Annotated in this window: 23 protein-coding genes; 17 read left to right on the plus strand and 6 right to left on the minus strand. The window is 62.3% G+C overall.

The genetic code is table 11. The features are described from left to right. The first annotated feature begins 138 nt into the window (after nt 1–138). The 6 genes from MLC59_RS00365 to MLC59_RS00390 all read left to right on the plus strand — a co-directional run bounded on the left by MLC59_RS00365 (nt 139) and on the right by MLC59_RS00390 (nt 9583). Entirely contained in the window at nt 139–1173 is a 1035-nt protein-coding gene (locus MLC59_RS00365; RefSeq protein ID WP_248230012.1) for an efflux RND transporter periplasmic adaptor subunit, read from the plus strand. Beyond that, nucleotides 1170–4445, plus strand: a complete 3276-nt coding sequence (locus tag MLC59_RS00370; protein WP_248230013.1) for an efflux RND transporter permease subunit — start codon at nt 1170–1172, stop codon at nt 4443–4445. Before MLC59_RS00365 ends, MLC59_RS00370 begins: the two co-directional genes overlap by 4 nt. Nucleotides 4446–4463: 18 nt before the next feature. Continuing rightward, complete coding sequence (locus tag MLC59_RS00375; RefSeq protein WP_248230014.1) at nt 4464–5345, plus strand: DUF1853 family protein; 882 nt, start codon at nt 4464–4466, stop codon at nt 5343–5345. A 168-nt stretch (nt 5346–5513) separates the two neighbouring features. After that, nucleotides 5514–7796, plus strand: a complete 2283-nt coding sequence (gene ggpS, locus MLC59_RS00380; RefSeq protein WP_248230015.1) for a glucosylglycerol-phosphate synthase — start codon at nt 5514–5516, stop codon at nt 7794–7796. 34 nt (nt 7797–7830) lie between these two features. After that, a complete protein-coding gene (gtfA, locus tag MLC59_RS00385; RefSeq protein WP_248230016.1) occupies nt 7831–9276 on the plus strand; it encodes a sucrose phosphorylase in 1446 nt (481 codons plus the stop codon). A gap of 55 nt (nt 9277–9331) precedes the next feature. Beyond that, a complete protein-coding gene (locus MLC59_RS00390; RefSeq protein ID WP_091853023.1) occupies nt 9332–9583 on the plus strand; it encodes a thiamine-binding protein in 252 nt (83 codons plus the stop codon). Nucleotides 9584–9599: 16 nt separating this feature from the next. On the opposite strand, the gene MLC59_RS00395 is transcribed toward MLC59_RS00390, so the two are convergent. Beyond that, nucleotides 9600–10013, minus strand: coding sequence for an MliC family protein (locus MLC59_RS00395; RefSeq protein WP_248230017.1), 414 nt, complete (start codon nt 10011–10013; stop codon nt 9600–9602). A gap of 245 nt (nt 10014–10258) precedes the next feature. Between MLC59_RS00395 and MLC59_RS00400 the strand changes: the two genes are divergently transcribed. Next, nucleotides 10259–11578 (plus strand): glycerophosphodiester phosphodiesterase family protein, encoded by a 1320-nt coding sequence (locus MLC59_RS00400; protein ID WP_248230018.1) that lies wholly within the window; start codon nt 10259–10261, stop codon nt 11576–11578. A gap of 108 nt (nt 11579–11686) precedes the next feature. Continuing rightward, complete coding sequence (locus MLC59_RS00405; protein ID WP_248230020.1) at nt 11687–12289, plus strand: methyltransferase family protein; 603 nt, start codon at nt 11687–11689, stop codon at nt 12287–12289. 48 nt (nt 12290–12337) lie between these two features. On the opposite strand, the gene wrbA is transcribed toward MLC59_RS00405, so the two are convergent. Beyond that, the gene (gene wrbA, locus MLC59_RS00410; RefSeq protein WP_248230022.1) at nt 12338–12937 is read right to left on the minus strand and encodes an NAD(P)H:quinone oxidoreductase; all 600 of its coding nucleotides are present in this window, start codon (nt 12935–12937) and stop codon (nt 12338–12340) included. 261 nt (nt 12938–13198) lie between these two features. Between wrbA and gloA the strand changes: the two genes are divergently transcribed. Both gloA and MLC59_RS00420 read left to right on the plus strand, forming a co-directional pair. Continuing rightward, complete coding sequence (gene gloA / locus MLC59_RS00415) at nt 13199–13639, plus strand: lactoylglutathione lyase (protein ID WP_248230023.1); 441 nt, start codon at nt 13199–13201, stop codon at nt 13637–13639. Between the two features lie 172 nt (nt 13640–13811). Continuing rightward, nucleotides 13812–15545, plus strand: coding sequence for a methyl-accepting chemotaxis protein (locus MLC59_RS00420; RefSeq protein ID WP_248230025.1), 1734 nt, complete (start codon nt 13812–13814; stop codon nt 15543–15545). 37 nt (nt 15546–15582) lie between these two features. On the opposite strand, the gene trxC is transcribed toward MLC59_RS00420, so the two are convergent. Then, entirely contained in the window at nt 15583–16017 is a 435-nt protein-coding gene (trxC, locus tag MLC59_RS00425; RefSeq protein WP_248230026.1) for a thioredoxin TrxC, read from the minus strand. Nucleotides 16018–16147: 130 nt separating this feature from the next. Between trxC and MLC59_RS00430 the strand changes: the two genes are divergently transcribed. Further along, on the plus strand, nt 16148–16885 hold the full coding sequence (locus MLC59_RS00430; RefSeq protein WP_248230028.1) for a spermidine synthase: 738 nt from the start codon (nt 16148–16150) through the stop codon (nt 16883–16885). Beyond that, nucleotides 16878–17654 (plus strand): ATP-binding protein, encoded by a 777-nt coding sequence (locus MLC59_RS00435; protein ID WP_248230030.1) that lies wholly within the window; start codon nt 16878–16880, stop codon nt 17652–17654. The genes MLC59_RS00430 and MLC59_RS00435 overlap by 8 nt, the downstream gene beginning before the upstream one ends. 20 nt (nt 17655–17674) lie before the next feature. Here the strand turns inward: MLC59_RS00435 and MLC59_RS00440 are convergent, their stop codons facing one another. Then, complete coding sequence (locus MLC59_RS00440) at nt 17675–19666, minus strand: ATP-binding protein (RefSeq protein WP_248230032.1); 1992 nt, start codon at nt 19664–19666, stop codon at nt 17675–17677. A gap of 3 nt (nt 19667–19669) precedes the next feature. Further along, nucleotides 19670–20371, minus strand: a complete 702-nt coding sequence (pdsR, locus tag MLC59_RS00445) for a proteobacterial dedicated sortase system response regulator (RefSeq protein ID WP_248230034.1) — start codon at nt 20369–20371, stop codon at nt 19670–19672. A 207-nt stretch (nt 20372–20578) separates the two neighbouring features. On the opposite strand from pdsR, the gene MLC59_RS00450 reads away from it, so the two are divergent. The 4 genes from MLC59_RS00450 (at nt 20579) to MLC59_RS00465 (ending at nt 24103) form a co-directional block, all read left to right on the plus strand. Beyond that, nucleotides 20579–22693, plus strand: a complete 2115-nt coding sequence (locus tag MLC59_RS00450; RefSeq protein WP_248230035.1) for a marine proteobacterial sortase target protein — start codon at nt 20579–20581, stop codon at nt 22691–22693. Between the two features lie 2 nt (nt 22694–22695). Continuing rightward, nucleotides 22696–23292, plus strand: a complete 597-nt coding sequence (locus tag MLC59_RS00455) for a class GN sortase (protein WP_248230036.1) — start codon at nt 22696–22698, stop codon at nt 23290–23292. A gap of 163 nt (nt 23293–23455) precedes the next feature. Further along, on the plus strand, nt 23456–23698 hold the full coding sequence (locus tag MLC59_RS00460) for a GlsB/YeaQ/YmgE family stress response membrane protein (RefSeq protein ID WP_248230037.1): 243 nt from the start codon (nt 23456–23458) through the stop codon (nt 23696–23698). Nucleotides 23699–23701: 3 nt separating this feature from the next. Beyond that, on the plus strand, nt 23702–24103 hold the full coding sequence (locus MLC59_RS00465; RefSeq protein WP_248230038.1) for an MAPEG family protein: 402 nt from the start codon (nt 23702–23704) through the stop codon (nt 24101–24103). Nucleotides 24104–24182: 79 nt separating this feature from the next. Here the strand turns inward: MLC59_RS00465 and MLC59_RS00470 are convergent, their stop codons facing one another. Then, on the minus strand, nt 24183–24389 hold the full coding sequence (locus MLC59_RS00470) for a hypothetical protein (protein ID WP_248230039.1): 207 nt from the start codon (nt 24387–24389) through the stop codon (nt 24183–24185). Between the two features lie 295 nt (nt 24390–24684). Here MLC59_RS00470 and MLC59_RS00475 point away from each other — a divergent pair, with 295 nt between their 5' ends. Then, nucleotides 24685–26130, plus strand: coding sequence for a rhomboid family intramembrane serine protease (locus MLC59_RS00475; RefSeq protein ID WP_248230040.1), 1446 nt, complete (start codon nt 24685–24687; stop codon nt 26128–26130). Nucleotides 26131–26372: the final 242 nt, after the last annotated feature.

Here is a 26372-nt window from a genome sequence, read left to right on the forward strand (position 1 = left end):
TGTCTCAGCTTGCGTCCCGGTTTAGTTGACCGTTGTCAGCAAGGAGGCTGTATACCGGACTATACTGATATGTCAGCATATATGTCATAAGGTTATAACGTAAACGAATGAGTGCGCCGGGGAGCCTGGGTGATGGTAATGCTGCGTTGGTCTTTGTTGGGGATGGTGCTGCTGGCAGGTTCAGCCCTGGCTGAAGTGCAGGTCAGCGAGGTGGAGCGGGGCACCTTTGAAGAAGTGGTCCAGCTGGATGGCCTGGTAGAGGCGGTCCAGCAAAGCACCGTGTCCGCCCAGACCAGCGGCAAGGTCATGGAGCTGCCCTTTGATGTGGATGATTCGGTGCCTGCGGGGGCCCTGATTGTGCGCCTGGAAGACAGCGAGCAGCAGTCCCGCCTGGCCCAGGCGCAGGCTGGGCTGGAGGAGGCCCGCTCTGGCCTGTCCGATGCCCGTCAGCGCTTTCGGCGCATCGATGAACTCTACGATCGGGGGCTGGTATCACGGCAGGAATACGACCAGGCCAATAACAACCTCGCTTCCGCCAGTGCCCGGGTAGAACGGGCCCGCAATGTGGTTGAGGAAGCGGAGAAACAGTTGTCCTACACCCGGGTCGAGGCGCCCTATGGTGGTATCGTAACCGAGCGCCATGTGGAGATCGGGGAAGCCGTCAGCCCCGGCCAGCCCCTGATCAGCGGCCTTTCCCTGGAGCAGCTGCGGGTGGTGGTGGACCTGCCCCAGAAATACGCCGGCGTGGCTAGGGACCAGCGCCGGGCCCGGGTCACCCTGGATGACGGCCGCGCCATAGCCACCGGCGAGATGACTTTCTATCCCTACGCCAACCCCGGCACCCATACCTTCCGTGTCCGTATGAGCCTTACCGAGCCCAACGGCACCCTGTTTCCGGGCATGCTGGTGAAAGTGTCCGTGCCGGTCAGTGAGCGCCAGGTGATCCTGGTACCGGAAAGCAGTGTGATTCACCGCAGTGAACTGCGTGCTGTGTTTGTGATGGAAGGCGAGGGTGAAGGCCGCCCTCGGTTGCGCCAGGTGCGCACCGGGGGGCGCCAGGGTGGCCAGGTCGAGATCCTTGCCGGCCTCTCTGAGGGTGAACGCCTGGTGGTAAACCCGCAATCGTTGGTGGGTACGGAGCAACTGGCACCCCGGGCAGGAGGTGAGGAGTGAGTCGCGAGCTGCCGCCGACAGGCCCCTCCGGAGCGATTGCCCGGGTCTTCCAGGATTCCCGCCTGACTCCTTTGCTCACCGTACTGGCTATCCTCCTCGGTGTTATGGCGGTGGTGGTCACGCCCAAGGAGGAAGAGCCGCAGATCGACGTCACCATGGCGGATATCATGGTGGCGCTACCCGGTGCCAGCACCCGGGAAGTGGAAAACGTTATCGCCACGCCGGCCGAGCAGGTCATGAGCGAAATCGCTGGTGTAGAGCACGTTTACTCCGTGTCCCGCCAGGGGCAGGCGGTGATCACGGTGGAGTTCGCGGTGGGCATCAGCCGCCAGGATGCCCTGGTCCGTCTCTATAACCAGGTGTATTCCAACCAGGACTGGCTGCCGCCGGACCTTGGTGCCAGCCAGCCGGTGATCAAGCCCCGCTCCATCGATGATGTGCCCATCATGACGCTTACGCTGTATGACCCGACCAACCGTCATACCGGCGAGGAACTCACCCGCCTGGCCCATACCCTGGAAGTGGCCCTGAAGCGGGTACCCGGAACCCGGGATATCTATACCGTTGGTGGCATACCGGACCGGGTGGATGTGCGCTTTGATCCGGCCCTGCTCAAGGGCTTCAACCTCACGGTGGACGACCTTCAGCAGGCCCTGGCGGCCGCCAACACCAGTAGCCAGGAAGCCCGGGTAACCCGTGATAACCTGTCGATCCCGGTGCAGTCGGGCACCCTGCTGGAAACGGTGGACAGCGTAAGGCGCCTGGTGGTTGGCATGCAGGATGGTGCACCGATTTTCCTGGCCGACGTGGCGGAGGTCTCCCGCGGCGGAACCGTGCCGGACCAGAGCGTCACCATGGGCCTGGGGCCGGCGAGCGCCGACGATCGCCGGGGCGAAATCGGAACACTCTACCCGGCGGTGACCCTGGCCATTGCCAAGAAGCCCGGTGAGAACGCTATCGATATCACCCGGGCCATCGAACACCGGCTGGAATTGCTGCGCAACCGGGCCCTGCCGGAGGATATCGAAGTGGTCGTCACCCGGGATTACGGCGTGACCGCCTCTGACAAGGCCCGCAAGCTGATTACCGACCTGGTATCTGCCACGCTGTGTGTCGTGCTGCTGGTACTGGCAGCCATGGGCTGGCGCCAGGCCACCATCGTCGGGATTGCCGTGCTGGTGACGCTGCTGCTGACCCTGGTGTTTTCCTGGGCCTGGGGCTTCACCCTCAACCGGGTCTCGCTGTTCGCCCTGATCTTCTCCATCGGCATCCTGGTGGATGATGGCATTGTCATCACCGAGAACATCAACCGACGCATCCGCAACTCCCACTGGCCGCTGAAAGACATTATCCCGGTTGCGGTGGACGAGGTGGGTACGCCGACCATTATGGCGAGCCTGACCATCATGGCCGCGCTGCTCCCCATGGCCTTTGTCACTGGCCTGATGGGCCCCTATATGAGCCCGATTCCCATCAACGCCTCCGCCGGTATGGTGTTGTCCCAGATCGTTGCCTTTGTGGTCGCGCCCTGGCTGGCCATGCGGTTGCTCAAGCGCAAGCACGGTGAGGACCTGTCAGGCGGCGACCGTGAGAACAACGAGGAGCAGGGCAGCTCTGCCGATGGCGTCAGCCCCGTGTCGATGAAGGTCTTTCGTACGATTCTGGGCCCGTTTCTTGGCGAACACCCCTGGCGCCGCCGGTTCCTGGGCCTGGGCGTGGTGGGGCTGACGGTTGCAGTGGCCTCACTGCCGGTGTTCATGCTGGTGATCCTCAAAATGCTGCCCTTCGACAACAAGTCGGAACTGCAGGTGGTGGTGGACATGCCAGAGCGTACACCCATGGAGCAGGCGCGGCGGGTGTTGACGGAAATGGGCCGGTACCTGGAAACCGTGGACGAGGTGGCGAACTGGCAGGCCTATGCGGGCACCGCATCTCCGATCAACTTCAACGGACTGGTGCGCCAGTACTACCTGCGCAGCGAACCCTGGCAGGGGGACCTGCAGGTCAACCTGGCGGATGAAGAGCATCGCAGCCGCCAGTCCCACGATATTGCACTGTCCCTGAGGGAGCCCCTTCGGGCTATCGGCGAGCGCCACGGCGCCAGTGTCAAAATCGTTGAAGTGCCCCCCGGCCCCCCGGTCCTCTCCCCGGTGGTGGCAGAAGTCTATGCTGCGGATGAGTGGCGCCGGCGGGAGCTGGCGGAACGGCTGGTGGCCGGTATGAAGGAGGTCGACGGACTGGTGGATATCGATACCACCATCGAGGCACCCACACGGCAGTGGGAAGTGGAAGTGGACCGGGACCGTGCTGCCCGGCTCGGGGTTTCCCAGGCACAGGTGGTTACCATGCTGCAGACTGCCCTGGGGGGTGCCGGGGTCAGTTACCTGCATGACGAGAACGCCAAGTACCCGGTGCCCATCCGGGTGATTCTGGATGAAGGTGACAAATCCCAGCAGGCCACCCTGTTGTCGCTTGCGGTGCGCAGCCGTGATGGCGAGCTGGTGCCCCTGGCCAGCATTGCCGAAATCCATGAGGCGGACTGGGCCGGGGCGCGTTATCAGAAGGACCTGCTGCCGGTTACCTATGTGACGGCAGATATGGCCGGCGATACCGACTCGCCCCTGTATGGTATGTTCCGCATGGTCAGCTGGCTGGAAGAGCAGGACGATGCGCCGGAACAGTATTATATCCGCCAGCCGGACCTGCCCGAGCGGAGTACCCTGAAATGGGATGGGGAGTGGCAGATTACCTATGAAACCTTCCGGGACATGGGGGCGGCCTACAGCGTGGGTGTGTTTGCCATTTTCGTGCTGCTGGTGGCCCAGTTCCGGTCCTACCTGCTGCCGCTGGTGGTGATGGCCCCGATTCCCCTGACGTTGATTGGTATCATGCCGGGCCACGCGCTGCTGGGGCGGGAGTTTACCGCCACCAGCATGATCGGGATGATCGCCCTGGCGGGCATCATCGTGCGCAACTCCATCCTGCTGGTGGTGTTTATTCGCCAGTTGCTGGATGAAGGCATGGCACTTGAAGAGGCGGTCGTGGCCGCCGGCGCGGTGCGTATCAAGCCGATTGCGTTGACGGCGATTTCGGCCATGGTAGGGGCCTGGTTCATTCTCAGTGACCCGATCTTCAATGGCCTGGCTATCTCGCTTGTGTTTGGGCTGGCGCTTTCAACCCTGCTGACTGTGGTGGTTGTGCCGCTGCTGTATTACACCTTTGCCCGCTGCGGCTGGCTGGGGCCTGCGGCCGAGGGAAAGAGGCCTGAGTAGGATTAAGGAGCGATAGCCATGCCATACCGGTGGCGAACGGCAGGACATCTGGACTGGCTGTGCCGGTCCCCGCAGTTACTTCGCTGCGAGCAGTCCTTTGCACTGCGGGACCATTTGCCCGCTGACCTGGCTGACCGGCTGGCCCGATGGGATGCAGACCCGGCCAGTCGCCCGTCCGCCCTGAATGAGCCTGCCCATCCCCGCCTGGGCTATTACTTCGAACGCCTCTATGAATGTGTTATGACGCACCTGCTGGGATGGCCGTTGCTGGCGAAGAACCTGCAGGTCCGGGACGGATCGGGGCGCACCCTGGGCGAGCTGGATTTCCTGTTGCGGAACCCGGAAACCGGTGAGGTCGAGCACCATGAGATAGCCGTAAAGTTCTACTTGGGCTATCAACAGGGTGAGAGCGACACCCTGTGGTACGGCCCCAACAGCCGGGACCGGCTGGACCGGAAGGTGCGGCGGTTGCTGGAACACCAGAGTCGCCTGACCGAGCGGCCAGAGGCCCGGAAGGCCATGACAGACTTGGGTATTCCCGGCCCCGTGACCTCCAGGATCTTCATGCCTGGCTACCTTTTCTACCCGCCGGATACCCCGGTGACCGTGCCGGATTTCGTACCGGCGGATCACCTCAGGGGAACGTGGCTGTACCATCATGATCTTGCTGACCAGGATATGGCTGCCTGGGTACCCCTGCACAAGCCTCACTGGCTGGGCCCATGGTCCCAGCCAGACAGACCGGATCCCGAGCTGGCTGCGCGGGCAATGGACGCCGTAGCTGAGCATGCCCGCCCCCGACTGTTCGCTGTCCTCAGCGAGGACGAGGCCTCCGGTCAGTGGATCGAGGTGGAACGGGTCTTCGTCGTCCCTGAGAACTGGCCCCGGCAGGGATTTTGATGCACCGTAATGGTGCAAAATAACGTTTGCCTCGCTGAAACGCCTCTCCGGATCCTGGGTAATAAACCCGAGCCCCCTGATTTCCGGTCAGAAAAGCACCCGCCGGCACAGAACCTGCACCGACCTTTGCAAGCACCATGCACCTGAGGCCCCGGGCCAGGAGTGACCGTGATACTTGCCACCGACCTTGATGGAACCTTCCTCGCCGGCGATCCGGAGAATCGCCTGAAACTCTACCAGCTGATATCCACCCACCCCGACATGACCCTGGTCTTCGTCACCGGCCGCGGCCTGGAGTCAGTGCTGCCCCTGCTGTCCGACCCTACGCTGCCGCAGCCGGACTATATTATCTGTGATGTGGGCTGCACGGTGGTGGACGGTCGCACCCGGCAGCCGATCAGCGACATCCAGGCCGAGGTCGAGCAGCGCTGGCCCGGGGAGCATGTGGTGGAGGATGCCCTGTCGGCCTTCGCCAACCTGCGCCGCCAGGAAGTGCCCCAGGAGCGTCGCTGCTCCTTCCTGTGCGAACCCGAGGCAGTGACCGATGACCTGGTGGCGGCGGTGGACAGCCTCGCCTGTGACCTGCTGTATTCCGCCGGCCAGTACCTGGATGTGCTGCCGCCAGGCGTTAACAAGGGCCGTACCCTGAGGGACCTGGTGGAGTACCTGGAAACCGATGCGGAGAATGTGCTGGTCGCCGGCGATACCCTGAACGACCTGTCCATGTTCGAACAGGGGTTTATCGGGGTTTGTGTCGGTGAGTCCGAGCCCGGCCTGCTGGACGCCACCGAAAGCCGCGCCCGGGTCTACCATGCCACCCTTTCCGGTTGTGGCGGTATCCTGGAGGCCATCGGCCATTTCGGGTTTCTCGGCCCCAACGGGATGGAAGCCGAGGCCCGGGATATCCTCAAGCCGGGCAAATCGGACCTGGTCATCGTCTATCACCGGCTACCCTACGAGGAGGCGGTGGAGAACGGCCAGCTTGTGCGCCGTCGCCCCACCTCCCCCAACGGCATCATTCCCACCCTGCTGAGCTTCTTTGCCGATGGCAAAGCCGGTTCCTGGGTGGCCTGGTCGGTGCATGACCCCGCCCTTGGGGACTTTGAGACCCATACTGAGGTGGATACCAGCCGCTACGCGCGGCTGCGGGCGGCGAGGGTCCAGCTGACAAAGCACGATGTGGATATCTTCTACAAGCGGTTTTCCAAGGAGGCCTTCTGGCCAACCCTGCATACCTTCTGGGAGCGGGCGTCGTTCCGGGAGGATCACTGGCAGGTTTTCCTGAAGGTAAACCGGCTCTTCGCCGAGCGCACCGCCGCGGAGGCGGCTGAGAATGCGGTGGTATGGATCCACGACTACAACCTGTGGATGGTACCCGCCTTCCTGCGGGAGCTGCGCCCGGACCTGACTATCGCCTTCTTCCACCATACCTATTTCCCGTCGGCGGATGTGTTCAACGTGCTGCCCTGGCGCCGGGAGATTGTGGGCAGCCTGCTGCAGTGCGACTACATCGGTTTCCATATCCCCCGCCAGGCAGAGAACTTTGTGGACGTGGCCCGGGGTGTTACCCCGCTGGAGGTTGTGGACCGCACCGGCTGCGCACCGAGATTCCTCACCTATGGCTGTGCCGTGGGGCTGGATGAGATGACCACCACCATTTGCGTCAACGACCGGCAGATCGGGCTAGGTGCCCACCCGGTGGGGCTGGATCTCAACCGGGTGGCCGCCGCGCTGGAGCAGCAGGATGTCCGGCAGCGGATGGAGGAGCTGCGTAGCGAGCTGGGTACTACGCGCCTGGTGCTGTCTGTGGAGCGACTCGACTATACCAAGGGTATCCTGCAAAAACTGGAGGCTTTCGAGCAGTTGCTGGCGGAGCACCCGGAGCTGGTGGGCAAGGTCACCCTGATGGTGGTTTGCGTACCGGCCGCCCGGGAAATGACCGTCTACCAGCAGTTGCAGCAGGATATCGAGCAGGCGGTGGGCCGGATCAACGGCCAGTATGCGACGGTTGGCTGGGCGCCCATCCAGTTCTTCTTCCGGGGCTTTCCGTTTGAGGAGCTGGTGGCCTGGTACGCCATGGCGGACGTCATGTGGATTACCCCGTTGCGGGATGGTCTTAACCTGGTGGCCAAGGAGTATGTGGCCACCCAGGGTATGACCGACGGGCGCGGCGTGCTGGTGCTGTCCGAGTTCGCCGGCGCGGCAGCGGAGTTACGGGGCGCACTGCTGACCAATCCCCACGACCCCGGCGAAATGGCCAGAACCTGTTACCTGGCGCTGGCCATGACCCGGGAAGAAGCCATTGACCGGCTACAGAAGGGCTACGAGGTGGTCAGCTACCATGACATTGATGCCTGGGGCAGGGAGTTCCTGGAGGCAGTCGGCCACCGCCGAAAGCAGAGGCTTGCCCGCGCCGGGAAGCGGTTGAAGCCACTGACCTCGGTAGCCTAATACCCACTGAACCAGCATTCATCAGGGAGTGACCATGGGACTTCGTAATGCCGTCCAGCTGATGTGCTACCCCAACCGCATCGGCCACAACCTGGCGGATCTTGGGACGTTTATCGACCGACACCTTGCGGATGCTATTGGTGGCGTCCATATCCTGCCCTTCTATCCGTCCAATGCAGATGGTGGCTTCTCGCCCATGACCCATACCGAGGTGGATCCGGCCGTGGGCACCTGGGCGGATATCGAGCGGCTGGCGAGTCGCTACGATATCTGCGCCGACCTCACGGTGAACCATATTTCCGACGAGTCGCCGGAGTTCCGGGATTTCGTTCGCCACGGCTATCAGTCCGGGTACGCCGACCTGTTTGTGCATGTGCACCGGTTTGGCGATATCAGCCCGGATGACCTGGCAAAGATCCACATTCGCAAGGAGAAAGAGCCGTTCCGGGAGGTGACCTTTGCCGACGACACGAAAGGCCAGGTCTGGTGCACCTTCACCGAACGGCAGGTCGACCTGAACTACGAGTCCGACAAGACCTTTGCGCTGATGGAGCACTACATCCGGTTCCTCACCGGCAAGGGCATCAAGCTGCTGCGGCTGGATGCTTTTGGCTACACCACCAAGCGCATCGGCACCAGCTGTTTCCTGGTGGAGCCGGAAGTCTACCGTATCCTCGAGTGGGTCAACGAGGTGGCCCATCGCTACGGGGCCGAGTGCCTGCCGGAGGTGCATGATCACACCAGTTACCAGTACGCCATCGCGAGGCGGAATATGCATCCCTATGGCTTTGCACTGCCGCCACTGGTGCTCTATTCCCTGCTGGCGGCGAACAGCGTTCACCTCAAGCACTGGTTGCGCATGTGCCCCCGCAACCAGGTGACGGTCCTGGATACCCACGACGGCATCTGCATTCCGGATGTGGAGGGGGTGCTGCCGGACCAGGCCATCCAGGACCTGATTGACAACATCGAGGCCCGCAGTGCCGATCCCATCCTGCGACGCTCAGCCGCGAATGTACACAGCGTGGGCTCCATCTATCAGCTCACCTGTACCTTCTATGACGCGCTGATGCAGAACGATGATGCCTACATTGCCGCCCGGGCTATCCAGTTCTTCACGCCGGGTATTCCCCAGGTTTATTACGTGGGGCTGATGGCCGGGTGTAATGACCAGCAACTGATGGAGCAGACCGGGGAGCTGCGGGACATCAACCGCCACTTCTACTCCCTGGAAGAAGCCGACGAGGCCATGGCGCAACCGGTTGTACGGCGGCTGCTCACCCTGATGCGGTTCAGAAGCCAGTATCCCGCGTTCGATGGCCGGTTCGAGCTGAACTACTCCAACAATTCCAGTGTGGCCATGGCCTGGCGCCACGGGGATTATTACTGCCACCTGTTCGTTGATCTCAACTTCAACACCGCCCGGGTGCGTTTCCTGGACCCGGATGACGGCTTCCGGGAGCGTACCTTGGAATGCTGAGGGTCTGTGTTAGGCTCAAAGGTGACGCACACGTCCCTTACTGAAGGAGACTGCCATGGAACTGTCTGTGCAACTCAGCTTCTACCCCTTCACCGACAACCATAAGCCGCCCATCAAGGATGTGATTGATCGCCTGCAGCGCAGCGGCCTCGACGTCTACGCCAACCGTATGAGCACCCAGGTCTTCGGCGAGTACGACCAGGTCATGCGGGTACTGTCCGACACCATGAAGTGGGCGTTCGAGCAGTATGGCCAGGCCGTGTTCGTGGCAAACTTTGTCAACGGCGATCGCCGCCCCGAAGGCTGATTGTCGGGCCAGGGCGTTACGGTCCTGGCCGGCCGATGCAGTTGTCGAGCAGCACCTCCACCTCGGCGGTATGGTCCGGTGCCAGCCGCTGCAGGATGCCTTCGCGCCCCTTTATGTGCCAGCGCAGCCCCACCTGTTCGTCAAAGGAGATATAGCGGGAGCCGGAGGCCGCCGGCCAGGGTCGCAGCAGGTGAAGCGTACCGTCATAGAGCATGGCTGCCAGGTCATCCCCTTCCGCCGGCTGGTAGTAGGCCACCTGCAACTCCACCCCATCCGCACAGGTATAGCGCAGCGTTTCCATCGGCCAGGGCAGGGTACGGCTGTCCGCCGTTGGTTGCGCGTTGGCAGGCGGCTCCTGTGTCGGGGATGAGGCACATCCGGCGAGAATCAGGCTAGTGAGACAAATGCTGTGCCGGAACCTGACTGGCATGGATAACTCCTGAAATCATTTGAAAGCCATTGGTGGAGCGGCTACAGCATAGCGTGCTTTGGGCCAGCTGTGCCATCGAGTCACGGAGGTTCCGCAAGGGGGGGGGGTGGACAGTGTCACCGGAACGTCAAACCACTGTCACCGTATCCATAGAGACTCATCGCGTGCCCGGCTTCTTTCTGACCGATTTATCTGTGACCAGGAGGGCACTGTAGTACTGGTCTGACGCTGACTAAGGAGTGGTTATGAAACGCACAGTAACAGGTTCAATGACACTGGCCGTGTCGCTGATGGTAGCGGCTTTCAACCTGCCTGATACGGCATCCGCCAAGGGGTGGCAGCATGGGGAGGCATTGCCACCCGGGCTGGAAAGGCTGCAGGACAGATTCGACAAGCTCAAGAAGGACATGAAGCATCGCCATGCCGGTATCCAGGTGGGCCCGCGTCCCTACTGGCTGGTGGATGACATGGATGACGGCCCCCTCAGGGATCGCCTGCAGCAGTGTGAAAACAGGCCCATGGGCCGCACGGACTTTTCGATCGGTCACCGGGGTGCGCCCCTGCAGTTCCCGGAGCACACCATGGAATCCTACGTGGCAGCCGCGAAGATGGGTGCCGGCATCCTGGAGTGTGACGTGGCCTTTACCGCGGACCGGGAGCTGGTGTGCCGCCACGCTCAGAATGACCTGCATACCACCACCAATATTGTCACCATTCCGGAACTGAACGCCAAGTGTACCCAGCCTTTTGTGCCGGCGGATCCAGCCAGCGGCACACCGGCCCAGGCCGAATGCCGTACCAGCGACATCACCCTTGAAGAGTTCAAGTCCCTCGAGGGCAAGATGGACGCATTCGACCCCATGGCGACCACGCCGGAAGAATACGTCGGCGGCACCGCTGACTGGCGCACGGATCTCTATGCGAGCCGGGGCACCCTGCTCAGCCACCGGGAAAGCATCGAGTTGTTCAAGGCCCTGGGTGTGAAGATGACGCCGGAGCTGAAAACCCCGGTTGTGGACATGCCCTATGAAGGGGATTACACCCAGCAGGACTACGCCCGCCAGATGATCCAGGACTATGTCGACGCGGGTGTTAACCCGAAAGACGTCTGGCCCCAGTCGTTCCAGCTGGAGGACGTATTGTTCTGGGTCAACGAGACGCCGCGCTTTGGACGCCAGGCGGTATTCCTGGACCAGGAGCCCATCACACCGGAAACGTCCTCCCTGGCCTATATGGAAAACCTCCGTGCCCAGGGCGTGAACGTGCTGGCGCCGGCAATCTGGAAGATGCTGACCCTCAACGGCCACCAGGAAATCGTGCCGTCCGAGTACGCAGAGAATGCCCGCGCTGCCGGCCTCGACCTGATTGCCTGGAGCCTGGAGCGCAGCGGCCCGCTGGCTAACGGCGGTGGCTGGTACTACCAGACCGTGAATGACGCCATCAACAACGACGGCGACATGCTGACCGCGCTGGATGTGCTGGCGCAGGACGTGGGTGTGATCGGTGTGTTCTCTGACTGGCCCGCCACCACCACCTACTACGCCAACTGTATGGGACTGCGCTGAGCAAGCAGGCGCCCGGGTCCGTCAATAGCCGACTGACGGACTTTTCCGCAGGGCAGCGGTCCGGTACCCTTGGGTTCTTTCCGAGTGCGACCGGACCTTGCGGCTTTCATGGCAGTAGATCTCTTTACACGACACTTCCTGGGCAGTTTCTTCCTGCTGATCGGTATCCTGTTTGCCTGCCGCGCCCTCGGGCTCTACGCCCGGCTGGGGTTCAGCCATATCAATTACGGTCAGTCCGGCACGGCCACCTGGTGGAACCGGCACCTGTTCAATGTCTTCCGGGCGGCTATCCTGCTGGTGTGTCTGGCGCGCATGGTGTGGCCCATTGATCCCTGGCTTGGGGTAATCGGCTGGCTGTACCAGCCACCGGTGTTGCTGACGGGTGTGCTGGTGCTGCTGGCGTCCTTCGGCGTGGCCAGTTACCTTCAGGCCTATATGCTTTCGGACTGGCGATCGGGTATCGACCGGGATCAGAAACCGGTGCTGATCACCTCCGGCCCCTACGCCCGTACCCGCAACCCGCTGTTCCTGGCGGTCATTCTGGGTCAGCTGGGTTTCTTCCTGGCGCTGCCGAGCCTGTTCTCACTGGTCTGCCTGCTGGTGGGCGCCTGGGTTATCCGTCGCCAGGCATTGGCGGAGGAAGCGGCCCTCGCGGAACTCTATGGCGAGCCCTACACCCATTACCGCCAACAGGTGCCGCGTTGGCTTTGAGTGAACGGCGTGGTGGCAGCCAGAGGTTGCTGGCAGCCAGGTATCGAATCAGCTGAACAGTTTCACCGCCAGCTCCGCCACATGCTTGCCCTGGAAGCGGGCAATGGCCAGTTCGCGGTCGTCCGGCTGGCGGGAGCCGTCACCCCCGGCGTAGGTGGAGGCACCGTAGGGCGTACCACCACTGACCTTCGAGATATCGAAGAGTTCCGGGGTGCCATAGCCAATCGGTACCAGGGTCATGCCATGGTGGGCCAGGGTCACCCAGGTAGTGGTGATGGTCTGTTCCTCGCCGCCACCGGTACCGGTGGAAGTGAACACGCTGGCCAGCTTGCCGAACAGCTTGCCCTGGGCCCAGAGGCCGCCGGTCTGGTCAAAGAAAGTGCGTACCTGGCCGGACATATTGCCGAAGCGGGTCGGCGTGCCCACCAGGATGGCATCGTAGTCCGCCAGCTCGCCCGGCGAGGCTTCCTCGTACGGCTGGTCCACCTTGCCGCCGGCGTTAGCGAAGGCCTCGGCGTCCATGGTCTCGGGAATCCGCTTGACGGTGACTTCCGCGCCGGAAACACCTTGCGCGCCTTCGGCCACGGCCTTGGCCATGGTTTCCATATGTCCGTACATTGAATAGTAAAGCACCAGTACCTTTGCCATGGGGGATCTCCTTTCAGTGTGATCTGTGTGGTGGTGTCGTTAATACGTTTTTTATCCTAGTTCAGCCGACCGGGGGCTGAAATCGGAATATTTCGACACCGACCATCAAATCCATTGATGATCCGAAACGGCCATTGAATACCGGCGGGTCCCCAATCTCCCTGTCGGGTACCAGACAGGGACTTGCTGCCCGCCCGGGGGCTTCCTGCTCCCTTCCGGGCCGGCTAAACTGTTGGCCCTGAAAAATCAATGGAGCCTGCCATGAAATACCTGCACACCATGGTCCGGGTCAGGGACCTGGACGAATCCCTGCATTTTTACTGTAACCTTCTGGGCCTTAAGCAGGTTCGTCGCAAGGACGTGGAAAAGGGTCGCTTTACCCTGGTCTTCCTGGCCGCACCGGAGGATGAGCAACGGGCGGAGGCCGAGCAGGCCCCGATGGTCGAGCTGACCTGGAACTGGGACCCGGAGGATTACACCGGCGGTCGCAACTTCGGGCACCTGGCCTATGAAGTGGATGATATCTACCGCCTGTGCCAGCACCTGCAGGATCATGGTGTAACCATCAACCGTCCGCCCCGGGATGGCCGGATGGCATTTGTGCGCTCACCGGATGGTATCTCCGTCGAACTCCTTCAGAAAGGCGAATCCCTGCCGATAAGGGAACCGTGGGCCAGTATGGAGAATTCCGGCAGCTGGTAGGTGTGGTCTTCTGCCAACCGGATTGACAGTCCGGTTACAAAAAGTATCCAAACGTCTGTTTGACCGCACAGTCTGGCGAGGGATTCGGCTTTATACTGCTCTCAGGTTTGCCCCGTTGTAAGGGGTCATTACAACGAGAACAGGCGAGTTGATATCGCTTCAGGGAATCGTCATGCAGTTTTCTTCCAGTGCGGGTATTTCCCCGGATCTCCAGTCCTCCGAGTCGCCCCGGCCTGCCCGGTCCAGTCGCTGGCTGCCAGCCCCTTCAGCCATGCTGCTGGTTGTTCTGCAGCTGATGTTGATCGTGACTGTTGCTGTCACGGCTGGCGGGGTGGCCACGACCGCGGCGCTGGTGCTTGGCGGTGCAGTCCTGGCGCTGGGTTGGTATATGGGCCTTCGCTCCCGGGATCGGCAGGGTATTGGCCAGGTCCTGGAGAAATCCAGGGGCGACCAGATTAATATCTCCCCGGCCCTGACCGAGGATGCAGATAGTGACGACCTGCGAGCCTACGGAGCTTTTACCAAGCGACTGCGGGATATGATCCTGGACTTCCAGCACCAGAGCATCACCATCTCCCTCTCGTCGGCAAGGAGCCGACTGCTGGCCGAGCAGGCCAATCGCCAGGCTTCCGGTCAGCTGGGGTTGTCCGAGCAGATCTTCCAGGCCAGTGATGAAACCACCAGTGCCTTGCAGGACATTTCCGGTCGCACTTCTACCATTACCGAGATGAACACCCGCAATCTGGAGGTGGCCCGGGAGTCCAGCCAGCAACTGGGAGAGGCCCGCTTCCAGGTAGAAAGCATCAACAATGCGATGGGGGAGTTCCAGGGCAATATTACCCGGCTGGAGGAGTCCTCGGGGCAGATCCGGACAATCCTGGGTACGGTTCAGGATTTTTCCGAGCAGACCAACATGCTGGCACTGAATGCCGCCATCGAGGCCGCCCGGGCCGGTGAACAGGGTCGTGGTTTTGCGGTGGTGGCCGACGAGGTACGCAACCTGTCAGTGCGGGTAGGCGAGGCGGCCAACCAGATTGGCAGCCTGCTGGAAGAGATGATTAACGCCATGTCGGGCGCCGGCAACCAGGCTCAGTCCATCATGACCCAGAGCGCCACTGCCGGTGAGTCTGTGCGTTCGGCGGCGGATCAGTTCGGCACCATGGTGTCTGACTTCACCCAGGCCCACGAAGACCTGTTGATGGTGAGCAGCTCGCTGGAAGAACTCACTGCCACAAACACTGAAACCCACGGCCACGCGGCGGAAATCCGCGATCGCAGTGAACAGATCCGCGACGGCATGGCCGAGATCTTCACCCAGACCGATGCCCTGAGGGACAACACCAACCTGGTTCTCCAGGCCCTGTGCCGCTTCAACCTGGGGGAAGGCCCCCTGGAGGCCATGATCAACAAGCTCTTTGCCCGTCGCGACCAGCTTGAGGACATCATGGAAGACCTGCGCCAGCAGGGCTATAACTTGTTCGACTATAATTACAGGGAAATTCCGGACACCGGCGGCCAGAAGTTCGACAACAGCTGGGCCGATGCCCTGGGGAAGCGTATCCAGCCGTTACTGGATGAGTGGGACCTGGGCGGAAAGGATGGCATCATCTACACCCTGCCGACGGACCAGAACGGTTACCTGCCTATCGCCCGCAGTGCCAGTGCCCAGCCCATGACCGGGGATCCGCGGGTGGATGCCGCCCGCAGTGTCCACAAGCGATTTACTGCCAGCGGCCAGGAGCTCGAGAACCTGAGGAAATGTACTTTCCTGGGCATGGGCACCTTCGTTTTGCCAGGTACCAACAACGTGGTGCTGGTTATCTACGTTCCTATCCAGGTGGATGGCAAACGCTGGGGCATTATGACCTCGGGTATCGTTCCGAAGGCGCTTGGCGTCGATCTCTGACCACGCTGTTCCAGGCCCCGGAAGGGGGCTGGAATCTCTACACCTGCTGCTGAAGCCAGGCGTCAATCTGACTGGCCTGCATGGCCCCGCTCTGGCGGGCGACTTCCCGGCCACCCCGGAACAGGATCACGGTAGGGATGCTGCGGATGCCATAGTGCGCTGCAGCCTGCTGGGCCTGCTCCGTGTTGAGCTTGGCGAAGGCCACCTTGCCGGCCCACTGCCGTGCAGCAGCCTCAAAGCCTGGCGCCATGGCCTTGCAGGGGCCGCACCAGCTGGCCCAGAAATCCACCAGCACTGGCAGGTCAGACTTGCCTGTGAAGCCGGCCATGCCGGTATCTGTCAGTTCCGCGATGTCACCGCTCACCAGCGGCTTCTTGCAGGCGCCGCAGTTGGGCCGGTCCTGCAGGCGGTCAGCCGGCACACGGTTGGCTTTCTGGCAGTGGGGGCAGACCACATGCTTGATGTCACTCATGGTTCAATCTCCGTCGGTATTTGCAAAAAGATGGGGTGTAGTGGCCCCTGATTCAAGCCACGGCGTGCGGTGATCATGTGGTGATTTGTCGCAAGTGGTAAGATGCGGGTTTTTAACTCGGAGCCGGACCATGGGCCTTCTGTTTGAACAGATCGACAGCCAGCCATCCCCCCTGGGGGAAATCACCCTGCGCCGCCGCCGGATTCCGGCATTGGGCGACCGGGATATCTACGAGGTCAAGCTGGGTGAGGAGTTCCTCATGTCCAGCATGTTCGTGGATGCGGAAGTGGCCCTGGCGGACCTGACCCTGGAGATTACCAAGGGGGAAGACCTGGCGGTGGTGGTTGGTGGCCTTGGGCTTGGCTACACCGCCGACGCGGCGCTGCGCAACGACCGGGTGGGCGAGCTGCTGGTGGTGGACGCCCTGGGTACGGTCATTCACTGGCATGAGCAGGAAAAGGTTCCGCTCGGCCAGGTGCTCAACGAGGATCCCCGCTGTCGTTATATCCACGGCAGCTTCTTCGACCTGGCCGACCCGGGGCGGGGGTTCGACCCGCAGCATCCGGGGCGCCGGTTCGATGCCATCCTGCTGGATATCGACCACTCCCCCAGGGCGCTGCTGAACGAGTCCAACGCCACCTTCTACAACGCCGATTCCCTGGGGCGCATGGCCCGACAGCTCAAGCCGGGTGGCATGTTCGGTATGTGGTCCAACGAGCCGCCGGATGATGACTTCCTGGCGGTACTGGAGGCCGTCTTCGTGGCCCCCGAGGCCCGTGTGGTGTCTTTCTTCAACCCGTTCCAGAATCGCGAGGCCACCAATACCGTCTACTTGGCCCGGGCGGTGGGAGAGCCTGGCAATGACTGAGCCACAACCGGTTGACTGGTCCCGCCACCTGGCAGCAGTCTGGCGCCGGCACCGGCAGGGCTTGCGGCCGATCACACGACTGGACCCGATAGGGTGGGGCCAGTTGCAGGGGATTGAGCGCCAGCAGGATGCCCTGGCCCGTAACACCGAGCGTTTCCTGGCCGGAGAGCCGTCCAACAACGCCCTGCTCTGGGGTTCCCGGGGCACCGGCAAGTCCTCCCTGATCAAGGCCACCCTGAACCGCTACGGGGACCGGGGCCTGCGGATGATCGAGGTGGACAAGGACGACCTGGTGAATCTGACAGAGATTGTCGATGACATCGCCGAGCAGCCCTGGCGCTTTGTCATCTACTGTGATGACCTGTCCTTCGAGGCGGGGGAGTCCGGCTACAAGGCGCTCAAGAGTGTGCTGGAAGGCTCCCTCGAGTTACCGCCGGAGAATGTGCGGGTCTACGCCACCTCCAACCGGCGCCACCTGATGCCGGAGTTCATGGCGGATAACCTGCAGAGTGAGGTCAAAGGCGGCGAACTGCATCCGGCGGAGGCCATCGAAGAGCAGGTGTCGCTGGCAGACCGGTTCGGGCTGCAGTTGTCGTTCTATCCGTTCCCGAAAGATATCTACCTGCAGGCGGTGGACGCCCTGTTCCCGGATGTCGCTGACCGGGAAACCCTGCACAGTCATGCGATGCGCTTCGCCACCAGCCGGGGTGGCCGCAGCGGGCGCACGGCCCAGCAATTCTATCGCCAGTTCAGCGGTGACTTTGACTGAACCTGCCCGCCGGCGTGACCTCAAAGCGCCGGCAGGTCCACGTCAAAACGCACCCCGGGCACGCCGTTGTGCACCTGGTTGCTCGCCTGAACCTGCCCGTCATGGTGTTCGGCTATCAGCCGCACGATGAGCAGCCCCTGTCCCAGATGGCCTTCGCCACTACCTTCCCGCACGGATACGAACGGGTTGAAAATCTCCCCGGTGAGATCCCGGGGCAGGCTTGATCCTTCGTTGAATACCGATAGTCGCAGTTGATCGCCCGACCGGGCCAGGGTGACCAGTACCAGGCCCCCGGCTGGTGTGAAGTCCCGGGCGTTGTCCACCAGCTTGTCCAGTAACTGCACCATCAGCTCCGGTGAGCCGGTCATCCGGCACTCCGTCGCCGGGCCTTCATAGGCAAGCCGGTGATCCGTATCCAGGGACTGGTAGGCGGCGGTGGCTTCTGCGAGGACCTCCGCCAGGTCAAAGGGCTCTCGATCCGCCTGGTCAAAACTCTGCTCCAGCCGGGCGGCTTCGCTCATGCCCTGCAAAATCTGGCTGAGGCGGTCGGTGGCCTGGCGGGCCCGGCTCTGGTAGCCGGCGCGTTCCTTGTCATTATCGGCATGTTCCAGGTTGTCCAGGGAGGAGCGAATCACGGCCACCGGTGTTTTCAGCTCATGGGACAGGCGTCGGGAAAAGCTTTCAAGGTAGTCTGTATAACCCTGCAGCCGGTCCACCATATGGCCGAAGTGCCGGTTGAGTTCGCCCAGCTCATCAGGGGCGCGGCTGGGTGGAATGCGCCCCAGAATCCGGCCATCCGGATCGACACTGGCATTGACCGCCCGCTGTAACCGGGCAATCCGCCAGGAGAGCCAGCTGGCATAACCCAGCAACACCAGCATCAGGCCGATAATCAACAACACACTGCGGGCGATCACCGAGCCCAGCGTATTGCCCGACAAGGCCAGGATCTGGTCAAGGGACTGGGTCAGCACCAGCCTGCGTTCGTCGTCCGTGGCAGCCACGGCCATCAGGTGAATCCGGTCATCCTGCTGTACCAGCCCGCCCGTGCCCGGTTCCAGGGCCTGGAGCCGGTCTGTCGGGAAAGGGCGAGGCTCCGGCTGGTAGACCCTCACGAGGGCTCGCAGGCCGGTAAGGGTGATCTGTTCGATAATCTCCAGGGGCGAAAGTTGCCCGAAGCTGCGCCCCTTGTCCGGCATGGGAGCTTCGTCCCGGGCGATCAGCCAGCCGGCGGGTTCGCTGACAAGAACCTGCTGGCCTGGAGACAGCAGGGTAGCCAGCCGGGCTTCCAGCGACGGATCCCGCCCGGTGACAAGGGGGATCGGATCCAGCTGCGTTCCGGAGGTAAGGTACATGCCCGGCTGTGCGGGGTCCGGCCAGGCCACTTCCAGCCCCAACTGGTCCCCGGGGGAGAGCCGGGGCAGGCGCAGCTCCACCTGGTAACCACCACTGACGGTATGCCACTGTCCGGATACCCGGTGATCCCTGCGTGAGAGGTTATAGGGGTAGCGACCCACCACCTGGCCCTGGGTCGGGGTATGGATGATGCGCTCGGTGACAAGGGTATCCGTGCGCCAGCGCAGGCGCAGGAATTCATGGGGTTTGTCAGGGTTTCCGGGGTCCAGGTAGGCCGGTGCCGGGTGGCGGACATTGATCAGCAAATAGGAATAGCCGCCGTGGGAGGCCGCCTGCCAGCGGATATCCGGTTGTCCCGCCAGGCTTTGCCAGGACTGGTTGCCGTCCTGGAACCCCGGCCATTCATCGCCGTAGCCATCCAGGTGAATCGGGCGGTCCGCCCGGTGCATGAATATGGCATGCTCCAGCTCTGTCAGCGGTGGCTGGCCGCTGAGTTCGGCTGCGACCACATCAGCCATTCGCCGGGCCTGACCCAGCAATTGTTCCTGGGCCTGGGCCCGCAGGGCCTGGTCCAGTTCCAGTACAAACTGTAGCCCTGCCCAGGGGATGACCAGCATCAGCAGGCTGGCCAGGAAGAGTTGCCGTTTCAGGGTCAAGCCTTACACCTCACGGGCATGCCAGCGATAACCCATGCCATAGGCGGTCTGGATGCTATCGAAATCCGGGTCTGCCTGCTGGAACTTGCGGCGAATGCGTTTGATATGGGAGGTCACGGTGTTGTCGTCCAGTACCGTGCTGGCGGCCTGCATCAGCTGGTCCCGGTTGCGCACATGGCCGGGGTGGCGGGCGAGGGCGTGCAGCATCCAGAACTCGGTCACGGTCAGGTCTACCGGCCGGCCATTCCACGCTACGGTCATGCGGTCCACGTTGATGGCCAGGCGGCCTCGCTGTAATACTTCGTCAGGCTGTTGAAGGGCCTCGGCCCAGGCATCAGCCCGACGCAGCAGGGCAGTAATGCGCGCCAGCAGGTGGTCCAGGCTCATGTCCTTGGTGACATAGTCGTCCGCGCCAAGGCGGAGGCCGTGCACCGAGTCGATGTCGCTGTCACGGGCGGTCAGGAAGATGATCGGCACCGTGGCGGACAACCGGCGCAGGTCCTGGCAAAGATCGAAGCCGCCCTCCGGCTCGTCCCCGAGCCCCACGTCGATGACGGCCAGGTCCGGCAGCCGGGTTTTCAGTGCCTGCCAGGCACTGCCCCGGTCGCCGTACAGGGCCACCTGATAGCCCCGTCGTTCGAAGGCATCCCGGTAGTTTTCCCGGATAGCGGGCTCATCCTCTACCAGCACGATCTGTTTTTTCATGGGATCCGGTCACTTCTCTGTAAGCGTGGTCCAAATGTAACGGTCCCGCCCAGGGCGGACAAGCTTGCGGGTGTCGCCCGGGGACGGATTGCCACAATTCATCATTTTCTGCACGCTTCGCTGCCAGATTGCAGCACGGGTTCGTCGTTTGCCGGCGTTTTAATGGGTTCAGCACAACGTCAATGACAACACAGAAGGAGCCCTGCCATGCTACCCGTGCAACCCTTGCCCGGTTACCGCCGCCCAGTCCGCCATCGTCGCCTGACCCGCAAACAACTGCGGCGTATGGAAGGCGCCAGTCTGTGGCTGGCCCTGTTGATGCTGCTGTTCGTGCAGCCGCTGTTTGTGGAAGCGTCCGAACAGCAGGTAGCCCATGGCAGCGGTCAGTTTCACTTCCTCCATGGACAGGAACGCCAGGCGGCGCCCGTGCTGACCACCGACTACCAGGTAACGGTCACTGGCCTGCTGGCGGAAACCAGGCTGAGGCAGCGATTCGGGAATGACTCCGATCAGTGGCAGGAGGGAGTCTATACCTTTCCGCTGCCGGAAAACGCATCGGTCCACGCCATGACGATGACCGCCGGTGAGCGGGTTATCGTGGGTGAAATTCGCGAACGGGAGCAAGCAAAGCGGGAGTACGAGGCCGCCAGGGAGCAGGGGCGGCAAGCCGCCCGGGTGGACCAGCAGCGTCCCAATCTGTTTACTACCCGGCTGGCGAATATTCCCCCCGGTGAGTCCGTCACCGTAGAGCTGCGTTTTCAGCAGCAGATTCTATACGACAGCGGCGAGTTCCAGCTGAGTCTGCCGACCACGCTAACCCCCCGCTATATCCCGGGGCACCCGGAAGCAGCAGGGCAGAGAGAGTGGGCCGGCGGCTGGGCTATGCCCACCAGTGAGGTGGCGGACGCTAACCGGATTACGCCACTGCAGGTGGGTGTAAATGATGTTGCCACGGGTAGCCACCAGGCGACGATCGCCGTTGAGTTGCGAACGGGGGTACCGGTGGGGCGAGTGGACAGTGCCAGCCATGACATTACAGAGGAGCGGAACGGTAATACCATCATCGTCACGCCCTCCGCTCAAGCCATAGCCATGGATCGGGATTTCCGGCTGACCTGGCGACCCGAGCGAGGACGTGAGCCGACGGCCGCGGTGTTCCACGAACAGTGGCAGGGTGAGGACTATGTGATGGCCATGCTGGTGCCCGGCGAGCAGGATCAGGAGTCGCTGACGAGGGAGCTGGTCCTGGTGATCGATACGTCCGGTTCCATGGCGGGAGATTCCATCCGGCAGGCAAGGGAGGCCTTGTTGGCGGCGCTGGATACCCTGGCGCCCGGGGATGCCTTCAATGTCATCCAGTTCAGCAGTCAGACCCGCCGGCTCTTCCCGACCTCTGTTTCGGCTACGGCAGACAACCTGGGCCGGGCCCGTCGCTATATCCGGGGGCTTGCGGCCAATGGCGGAACCGAGATGGCTCCCGCTATCCAGGCGGCATTGAACGGGGGAGACTTATCTCCGGGTACCGACCTGCGGCAGGTGGTTTTTGTCACCGATGGGGCGGTAGGCAACGAGCAGGCGCTGTTCAGCCAGATTCACCGGCAACTGGGTACAAGTCGGCTGTTCACCGTAGCCATCGGATCGGCCCCCAACCGGCATTTCATGCGACAGGCGGCCCGCTTCGGTCGGGGCACCTATACGGCGATCGGTGATCTGTCGGAGGTCGCTACGCGGCTTGCCACCCTGTTCCGGAAGATGCAGTCGCCGGCGCTGACGGACATCCGGGTGAGCTGGCCGGATGGCTTTGATGCCGGCACGCAGGTTCCCGACAGGGTGGGTGACCTTTATCTGGGGGAGCCTATGGTGCTGGTAGCCCGTGGCGCCAAGCCGAACGGCGAGCTCGTCGTCAGTGGGGCGCTGCCTGGTGATCGGTCCTGGCAACGGTCGCTGGCCCTGGGCCAGGCGGCACCGGGAGAGGGGGGGCACAGGCTGTGGGCCCGGGGTCAGGTGGACCGGTTGCTTGACCAGCAACGGACCGGTGAGCCCGGAACTTCGATCCGGGAACCGGTGCTGGCCCTGGCCCTGGAACATCACCTGGTGACCCCGTTTACCAGCTTTGTGGCCATCGACAGCACCCCATCGAGGCCCGTTGAGGATCCGCTGGAGCCTGCAGCAGTGCCATCGTTGATGCCGGCGGGTAGCGCCGCGCAGCGTATAGCCTACCCGCAAACGGCAACCCCGGCGCCCCTGCTGATGACCGCTGGATTGATCGGGTTGATGCTGGCCGGTGTGCTGGCCTTTATTCGTCGTTTATGGAGGGTGTGACCATGGGGCGGATGCTGTTGATACTTGTCACCCTGTCTGCCGGCTTGCTGCTGGCGGGCCTCTGGATCCCGCTCAAGGCGGTTATGGCCCAGGAGCTGCTTACCCTGGCCTGGGCCCGCACCCAGGCGGCCCAGCAGCAGAGCCCGCCCTGGCCCTGGGCCGATACCTGGCCAGTGGCGCAGTTGCAACTGCCCGGTGAGTCGTCGGCACTGGTGGTGTTGTCGGGCGGGCACGGTGAAAGCCTGGCCTTTGGTCCTGGCCAGGTGGTGGGGCCTGAACCCGGTGTCCAGCCGTCTGCCCCCGTGGTGATTGCCGGGCATCGGGACACTCATTTCCGCCCCCTGGAGGCTATTCGCCCGGAGGACCCTGTGCGCCTGCAATTTGCGGATGGCGACTGGCGGCGGTACCGGGTAGCGTCGGTGCGGGTCGTCGACAGTCGCCAGGAGCAGATTGAACTGGGCCGGTATGACCAGAACTCCCTGGTACTGGTCACCTGCTATCCTTTCGACTCCGTTGATGCCAGCGGTCCCCTGCGGTTCGTGGTGGAAGCGACCCGGGATCTGTCCCACCCGGTGAGCGCCTTGCCAGCCGGTGCCTGAAGCTTGCATGCGTTTGAAAATCAGGGCAATCTCGATGCACTAAAAACCGGACAGCCTGCCTGTAACCAGGTGGGCTGTCTTCGTTGTGCAATGGAATTCCGATGGAGTCCAATCGTCCCTGACGGGCGTATCCAGGGGTTCCTTAACCGGGGGAGTGGCACGGATGAACCTGATTCTGTTTTTGATAATCGGTGGTGTGGCCGGCTGGCTGGCGGGCCTGATCATGAAAGGGCGTGGCTTCGGTGTGCTGGCCAATATCGGTATTGGTATCGTTGGCTCCTTTGTCGGCGGTTTCCTGTTCCGGATGCTGCAACTGGCGCCGGAAGGTCGAATCGGTGAGCTGGTCACTGCCACCGTCGGTGCTGTGTTATTGCTGGCGGTGGTCAGCGCAATCAAGAAGGCCTGATCTATGCTGATGCCTGTAACGGCTGTCTATGCGGCAGTGACAGCCTTGCTGCTGTTGTTCCTGTCTTTCCAGGTTTCGAAATACCGACTCAGGTACCGCCAGGGTCTGGGCGTCAATGAAGACGTCCAGTTCCAGGCTGCGGACCGGGCCCAGGGCAACCTCGTTGAGTACGCCCCGGTTGCGCTGATCCTCATGGGGATCGGTGAGCTTAATGGCGTCAGTGCCCAGTGGATCTACTGGGTGGGTATGGCATTCGTTGGCGGGCGTATTTTGCATGCCTTCGGGATGCTTAATGGCCATGGTGGCCCCCACAAGGCTCGCCTGGTCGGTATCTTGCTGACCTGGCTCAGTATGGTGGTGATGGCGCTACTGCTGATCTGGAACGTGGTGCAGGTTCAGCCCTGAGGTTTGCGGGCTGACAGGCTGACAGGAAAAGGATCTGTAGAGGCCCGTAATCCACAGGAATCCGGGCCCTGAGTCTGTTTCAGACGACGAGTGCCAGCGCATCTGGCTGTTGCCCGCCCGGTTTCTCTTCCTGCCGGGCGTAGAACGGCAAGCCTTGCGGTCGCGTATCTGCCTCCCCATTGACAACCCTGGCACTCTCCGCCGGGACCTGTGTTCTGGTCTGGGCTGCTTCAAGAGCAGCGGCGCGTGCGATCAGCTCCGGGCTATCCAGTACGAGTACGGTCATGTCGTATTCCTTATCTCATTGGGTCAGGCTATTGTTTTTATTCCCACATACTATCGTTGGTATCCGGGGGCTTGGCAATACCTTGTGACCATTCACCCGGTTCGTTTGATCCAATTGAATGACATTGTTGTGACATGGGTATGACATGGGTAACTCCTGCTGCTGGGGTGGACGGTGGACGCTGAGGTTTCGTCCGGTTTGTTGCCATGTCGTGCTATTACACCGCGAAATGCTGGCGCCGCTGTGGTAGAAACCGTTCTGACCAACGACCGATTGTGCTGAAAAGTGGCCGCCGATGATCATCCTGCCCGCTGAACGGAAACTGGACTGGAAGAACCCGCCGTGGATGACGCTGGCGCTGATGCTGGCCTGCCTGCTGGTATTCCTTTTCTACCAGGCGAAGGATCCCCGCCTTATGGGCCAGGCCATCAGCACCTACCTGGATGCGAACCTCGACGAGCTTGAACTGCCCCTTTACCTGGATTACCTGGAACGGCAGCAGCTGCGGGGAGAGTCGGGGGCGCAAGAACGCCTGGACTACCTTCGGTTGCTCCAGCGAGGGGGTGAACGGGTCGGCCTGGCGGCCGGTATCCTGAGCGACCGGGCGTTCATGGCTTACCTGGTGGACAACCGGGAGCTGGTCATGAACAGCGCCGAGCGTGCGTACTGGGCCGAGCACAGGGCCCCCATCCAGGAACGGTTCATTAACCGCCTGAGCGCCAACGAGGCCGGGTTGATTCCCGCGGAGCCGTCCCTGTACAGGTTTATCACCTACCAGTTCCTTCACGGCGGCTGGGGGCACCTGGTCGGCAACCTGGTTTTCCTGTTCCTGTTGGGTTACACCGTGGAGAAAGCCCTTGGGCCGGGTCGTTATCTGCTGGCCTACCTGCTGTGTGGCGTCGTTGCCGGGGCTGTGCACGGGCTGTTTCACTGGAACGAGCCCGTGGCGCTGGTGGGAGCCTCCGGCTCCATTTCCGGGCTGATGGGCATGTACGTGGCTTTCTACGGCCTGCAGCGAATCCGCTTTTTTTACTTCCTGGGGGTATATTTCAACTACTTCCGGGCACCGGCGCTGGTGATTCTTCCGGTCTGGCTGGCCAAGGAAATCTACGACTACGTCATGGCCGGCGCCACCGGGGTTGCCTACCTGGCACACGCCGGTGGGCTGTTGGCCGGGGCGGCACTGGTGCTCCTGCTGGGCAAGGGCTGGTTCCAGGCCAGGGAGGCATTCTACGAGCCGGAGCAGGACGACCAGGATGAGGCCTTTTCCGCAGACTATGCCCGCGCCCTGGAGGCTGTCGCCCGTATGGATTTCGGCACCGCGCGCAAGCGCTTCGAGGCCCTGTGGCAGGCCAACCCGGAGCGGCCCGTCGCGCTGGAGCACCTCTACCTGTTGGCCAGGCTGCGTCCGGACCTGCCTGATTACCGTGAGCGTACTGTCGAGTTACTACACACCTACCTGCGCTTGCAGCAAACGGAGAACCTGGTGAAGACCTGGCAGGAGTACCTGGACCTGGCCGAAAGTCACCAGCCGCTGGATCCGGAGGAGCATAACCGCGTGTTGTTTGCCGCCCTTCGTGGGGATGACCTCGGGGTGGCGGAAAGGGCATTTGCCAGGTTGCGTGAATCCGGGTCGCAGGAGCAGGTCCGTGAGGCGGGCCAGTTACTGGCTGCCGAGTTCGGCAAGCGCCAGATGGCGTCCAGGGCCAATGAATACCGCGAGCTGGTCAGGTCCCTCTGAGCGCCGGCTTGTCCCGGGCATGCGTCGGTTTCGCGAACCGTACAGTTGTGTATTGAAGGTGGCTAACATAACGTATTGGTTTTTAAGGTTTTTGTGTGATTTCTCGAAAATCTTTCCATTCAGGGGCATGACAGGCCGGCTTCGGATAAGGCATTATTCGGTCGGTTATCCGCCCTCCGTTTTTGCTGGGCGGAACAGAATTCCAATGTGACACCGGCAGCACCGTTACCAAAACACCAACC

The sequence above is a fragment of the Marinobacter bryozoorum genome (assembly GCF_023156245.1).
Lineage (GTDB): Bacteria > Pseudomonadota > Gammaproteobacteria > Pseudomonadales > Oleiphilaceae > Marinobacter > Marinobacter bryozoorum.

Coding starts and splice junctions, on each gene's coding strand:
- MLC59_RS00365 (WP_248230012.1), top strand. CDS start 139: ATGCTGCGTTGGTCTTTGTTGGGGATGGTGCTGCTGGCAGGTTCAGCC.
- MLC59_RS00375 (WP_248230014.1), top strand. CDS start 4,464: ATGCCATACCGGTGGCGAACGGCAGGACATCTGGACTGGCTGTGCCGG.
- gtfA (WP_248230016.1), top strand. CDS start 7,831: ATGGGACTTCGTAATGCCGTCCAGCTGATGTGCTACCCCAACCGCATC.
- MLC59_RS00390 (WP_091853023.1), top strand. CDS start 9,332: ATGGAACTGTCTGTGCAACTCAGCTTCTACCCCTTCACCGACAACCAT.
- MLC59_RS00395 (WP_248230017.1), bottom strand. CDS start 10,013: ATGCCAGTCAGGTTCCGGCACAGCATTTGTCTCACTAGCCTGATTCTC.
- MLC59_RS00400 (WP_248230018.1), top strand. CDS start 10,259: ATGAAACGCACAGTAACAGGTTCAATGACACTGGCCGTGTCGCTGATG.
- MLC59_RS00405 (WP_248230020.1), top strand. CDS start 11,687: ATGGCAGTAGATCTCTTTACACGACACTTCCTGGGCAGTTTCTTCCTG.
- wrbA (WP_248230022.1), bottom strand. CDS start 12,937: ATGGCAAAGGTACTGGTGCTTTACTATTCAATGTACGGACATATGGAA.
- gloA (WP_248230023.1), top strand. CDS start 13,199: ATGAAATACCTGCACACCATGGTCCGGGTCAGGGACCTGGACGAATCC.
- MLC59_RS00420 (WP_248230025.1), top strand. CDS start 13,812: ATGCAGTTTTCTTCCAGTGCGGGTATTTCCCCGGATCTCCAGTCCTCC.
- trxC (WP_248230026.1), bottom strand. CDS start 16,017: ATGAGTGACATCAAGCATGTGGTCTGCCCCCACTGCCAGAAAGCCAAC.
- MLC59_RS00430 (WP_248230028.1), top strand. CDS start 16,148: ATGGGCCTTCTGTTTGAACAGATCGACAGCCAGCCATCCCCCCTGGGG.
- MLC59_RS00435 (WP_248230030.1), top strand. CDS start 16,878: ATGACTGAGCCACAACCGGTTGACTGGTCCCGCCACCTGGCAGCAGTC.
- pdsR (WP_248230034.1), bottom strand. CDS start 20,371: ATGAAAAAACAGATCGTGCTGGTAGAGGATGAGCCCGCTATCCGGGAA.
- MLC59_RS00450 (WP_248230035.1), top strand. CDS start 20,579: ATGCTACCCGTGCAACCCTTGCCCGGTTACCGCCGCCCAGTCCGCCAT.
- MLC59_RS00455 (WP_248230036.1), top strand. CDS start 22,696: ATGGGGCGGATGCTGTTGATACTTGTCACCCTGTCTGCCGGCTTGCTG.
- MLC59_RS00460 (WP_248230037.1), top strand. CDS start 23,456: ATGAACCTGATTCTGTTTTTGATAATCGGTGGTGTGGCCGGCTGGCTG.
- MLC59_RS00465 (WP_248230038.1), top strand. CDS start 23,702: ATGCTGATGCCTGTAACGGCTGTCTATGCGGCAGTGACAGCCTTGCTG.
- MLC59_RS00470 (WP_248230039.1), bottom strand. CDS start 24,389: ATGACCGTACTCGTACTGGATAGCCCGGAGCTGATCGCACGCGCCGCT.
- MLC59_RS00475 (WP_248230040.1), top strand. CDS start 24,685: ATGATCATCCTGCCCGCTGAACGGAAACTGGACTGGAAGAACCCGCCG.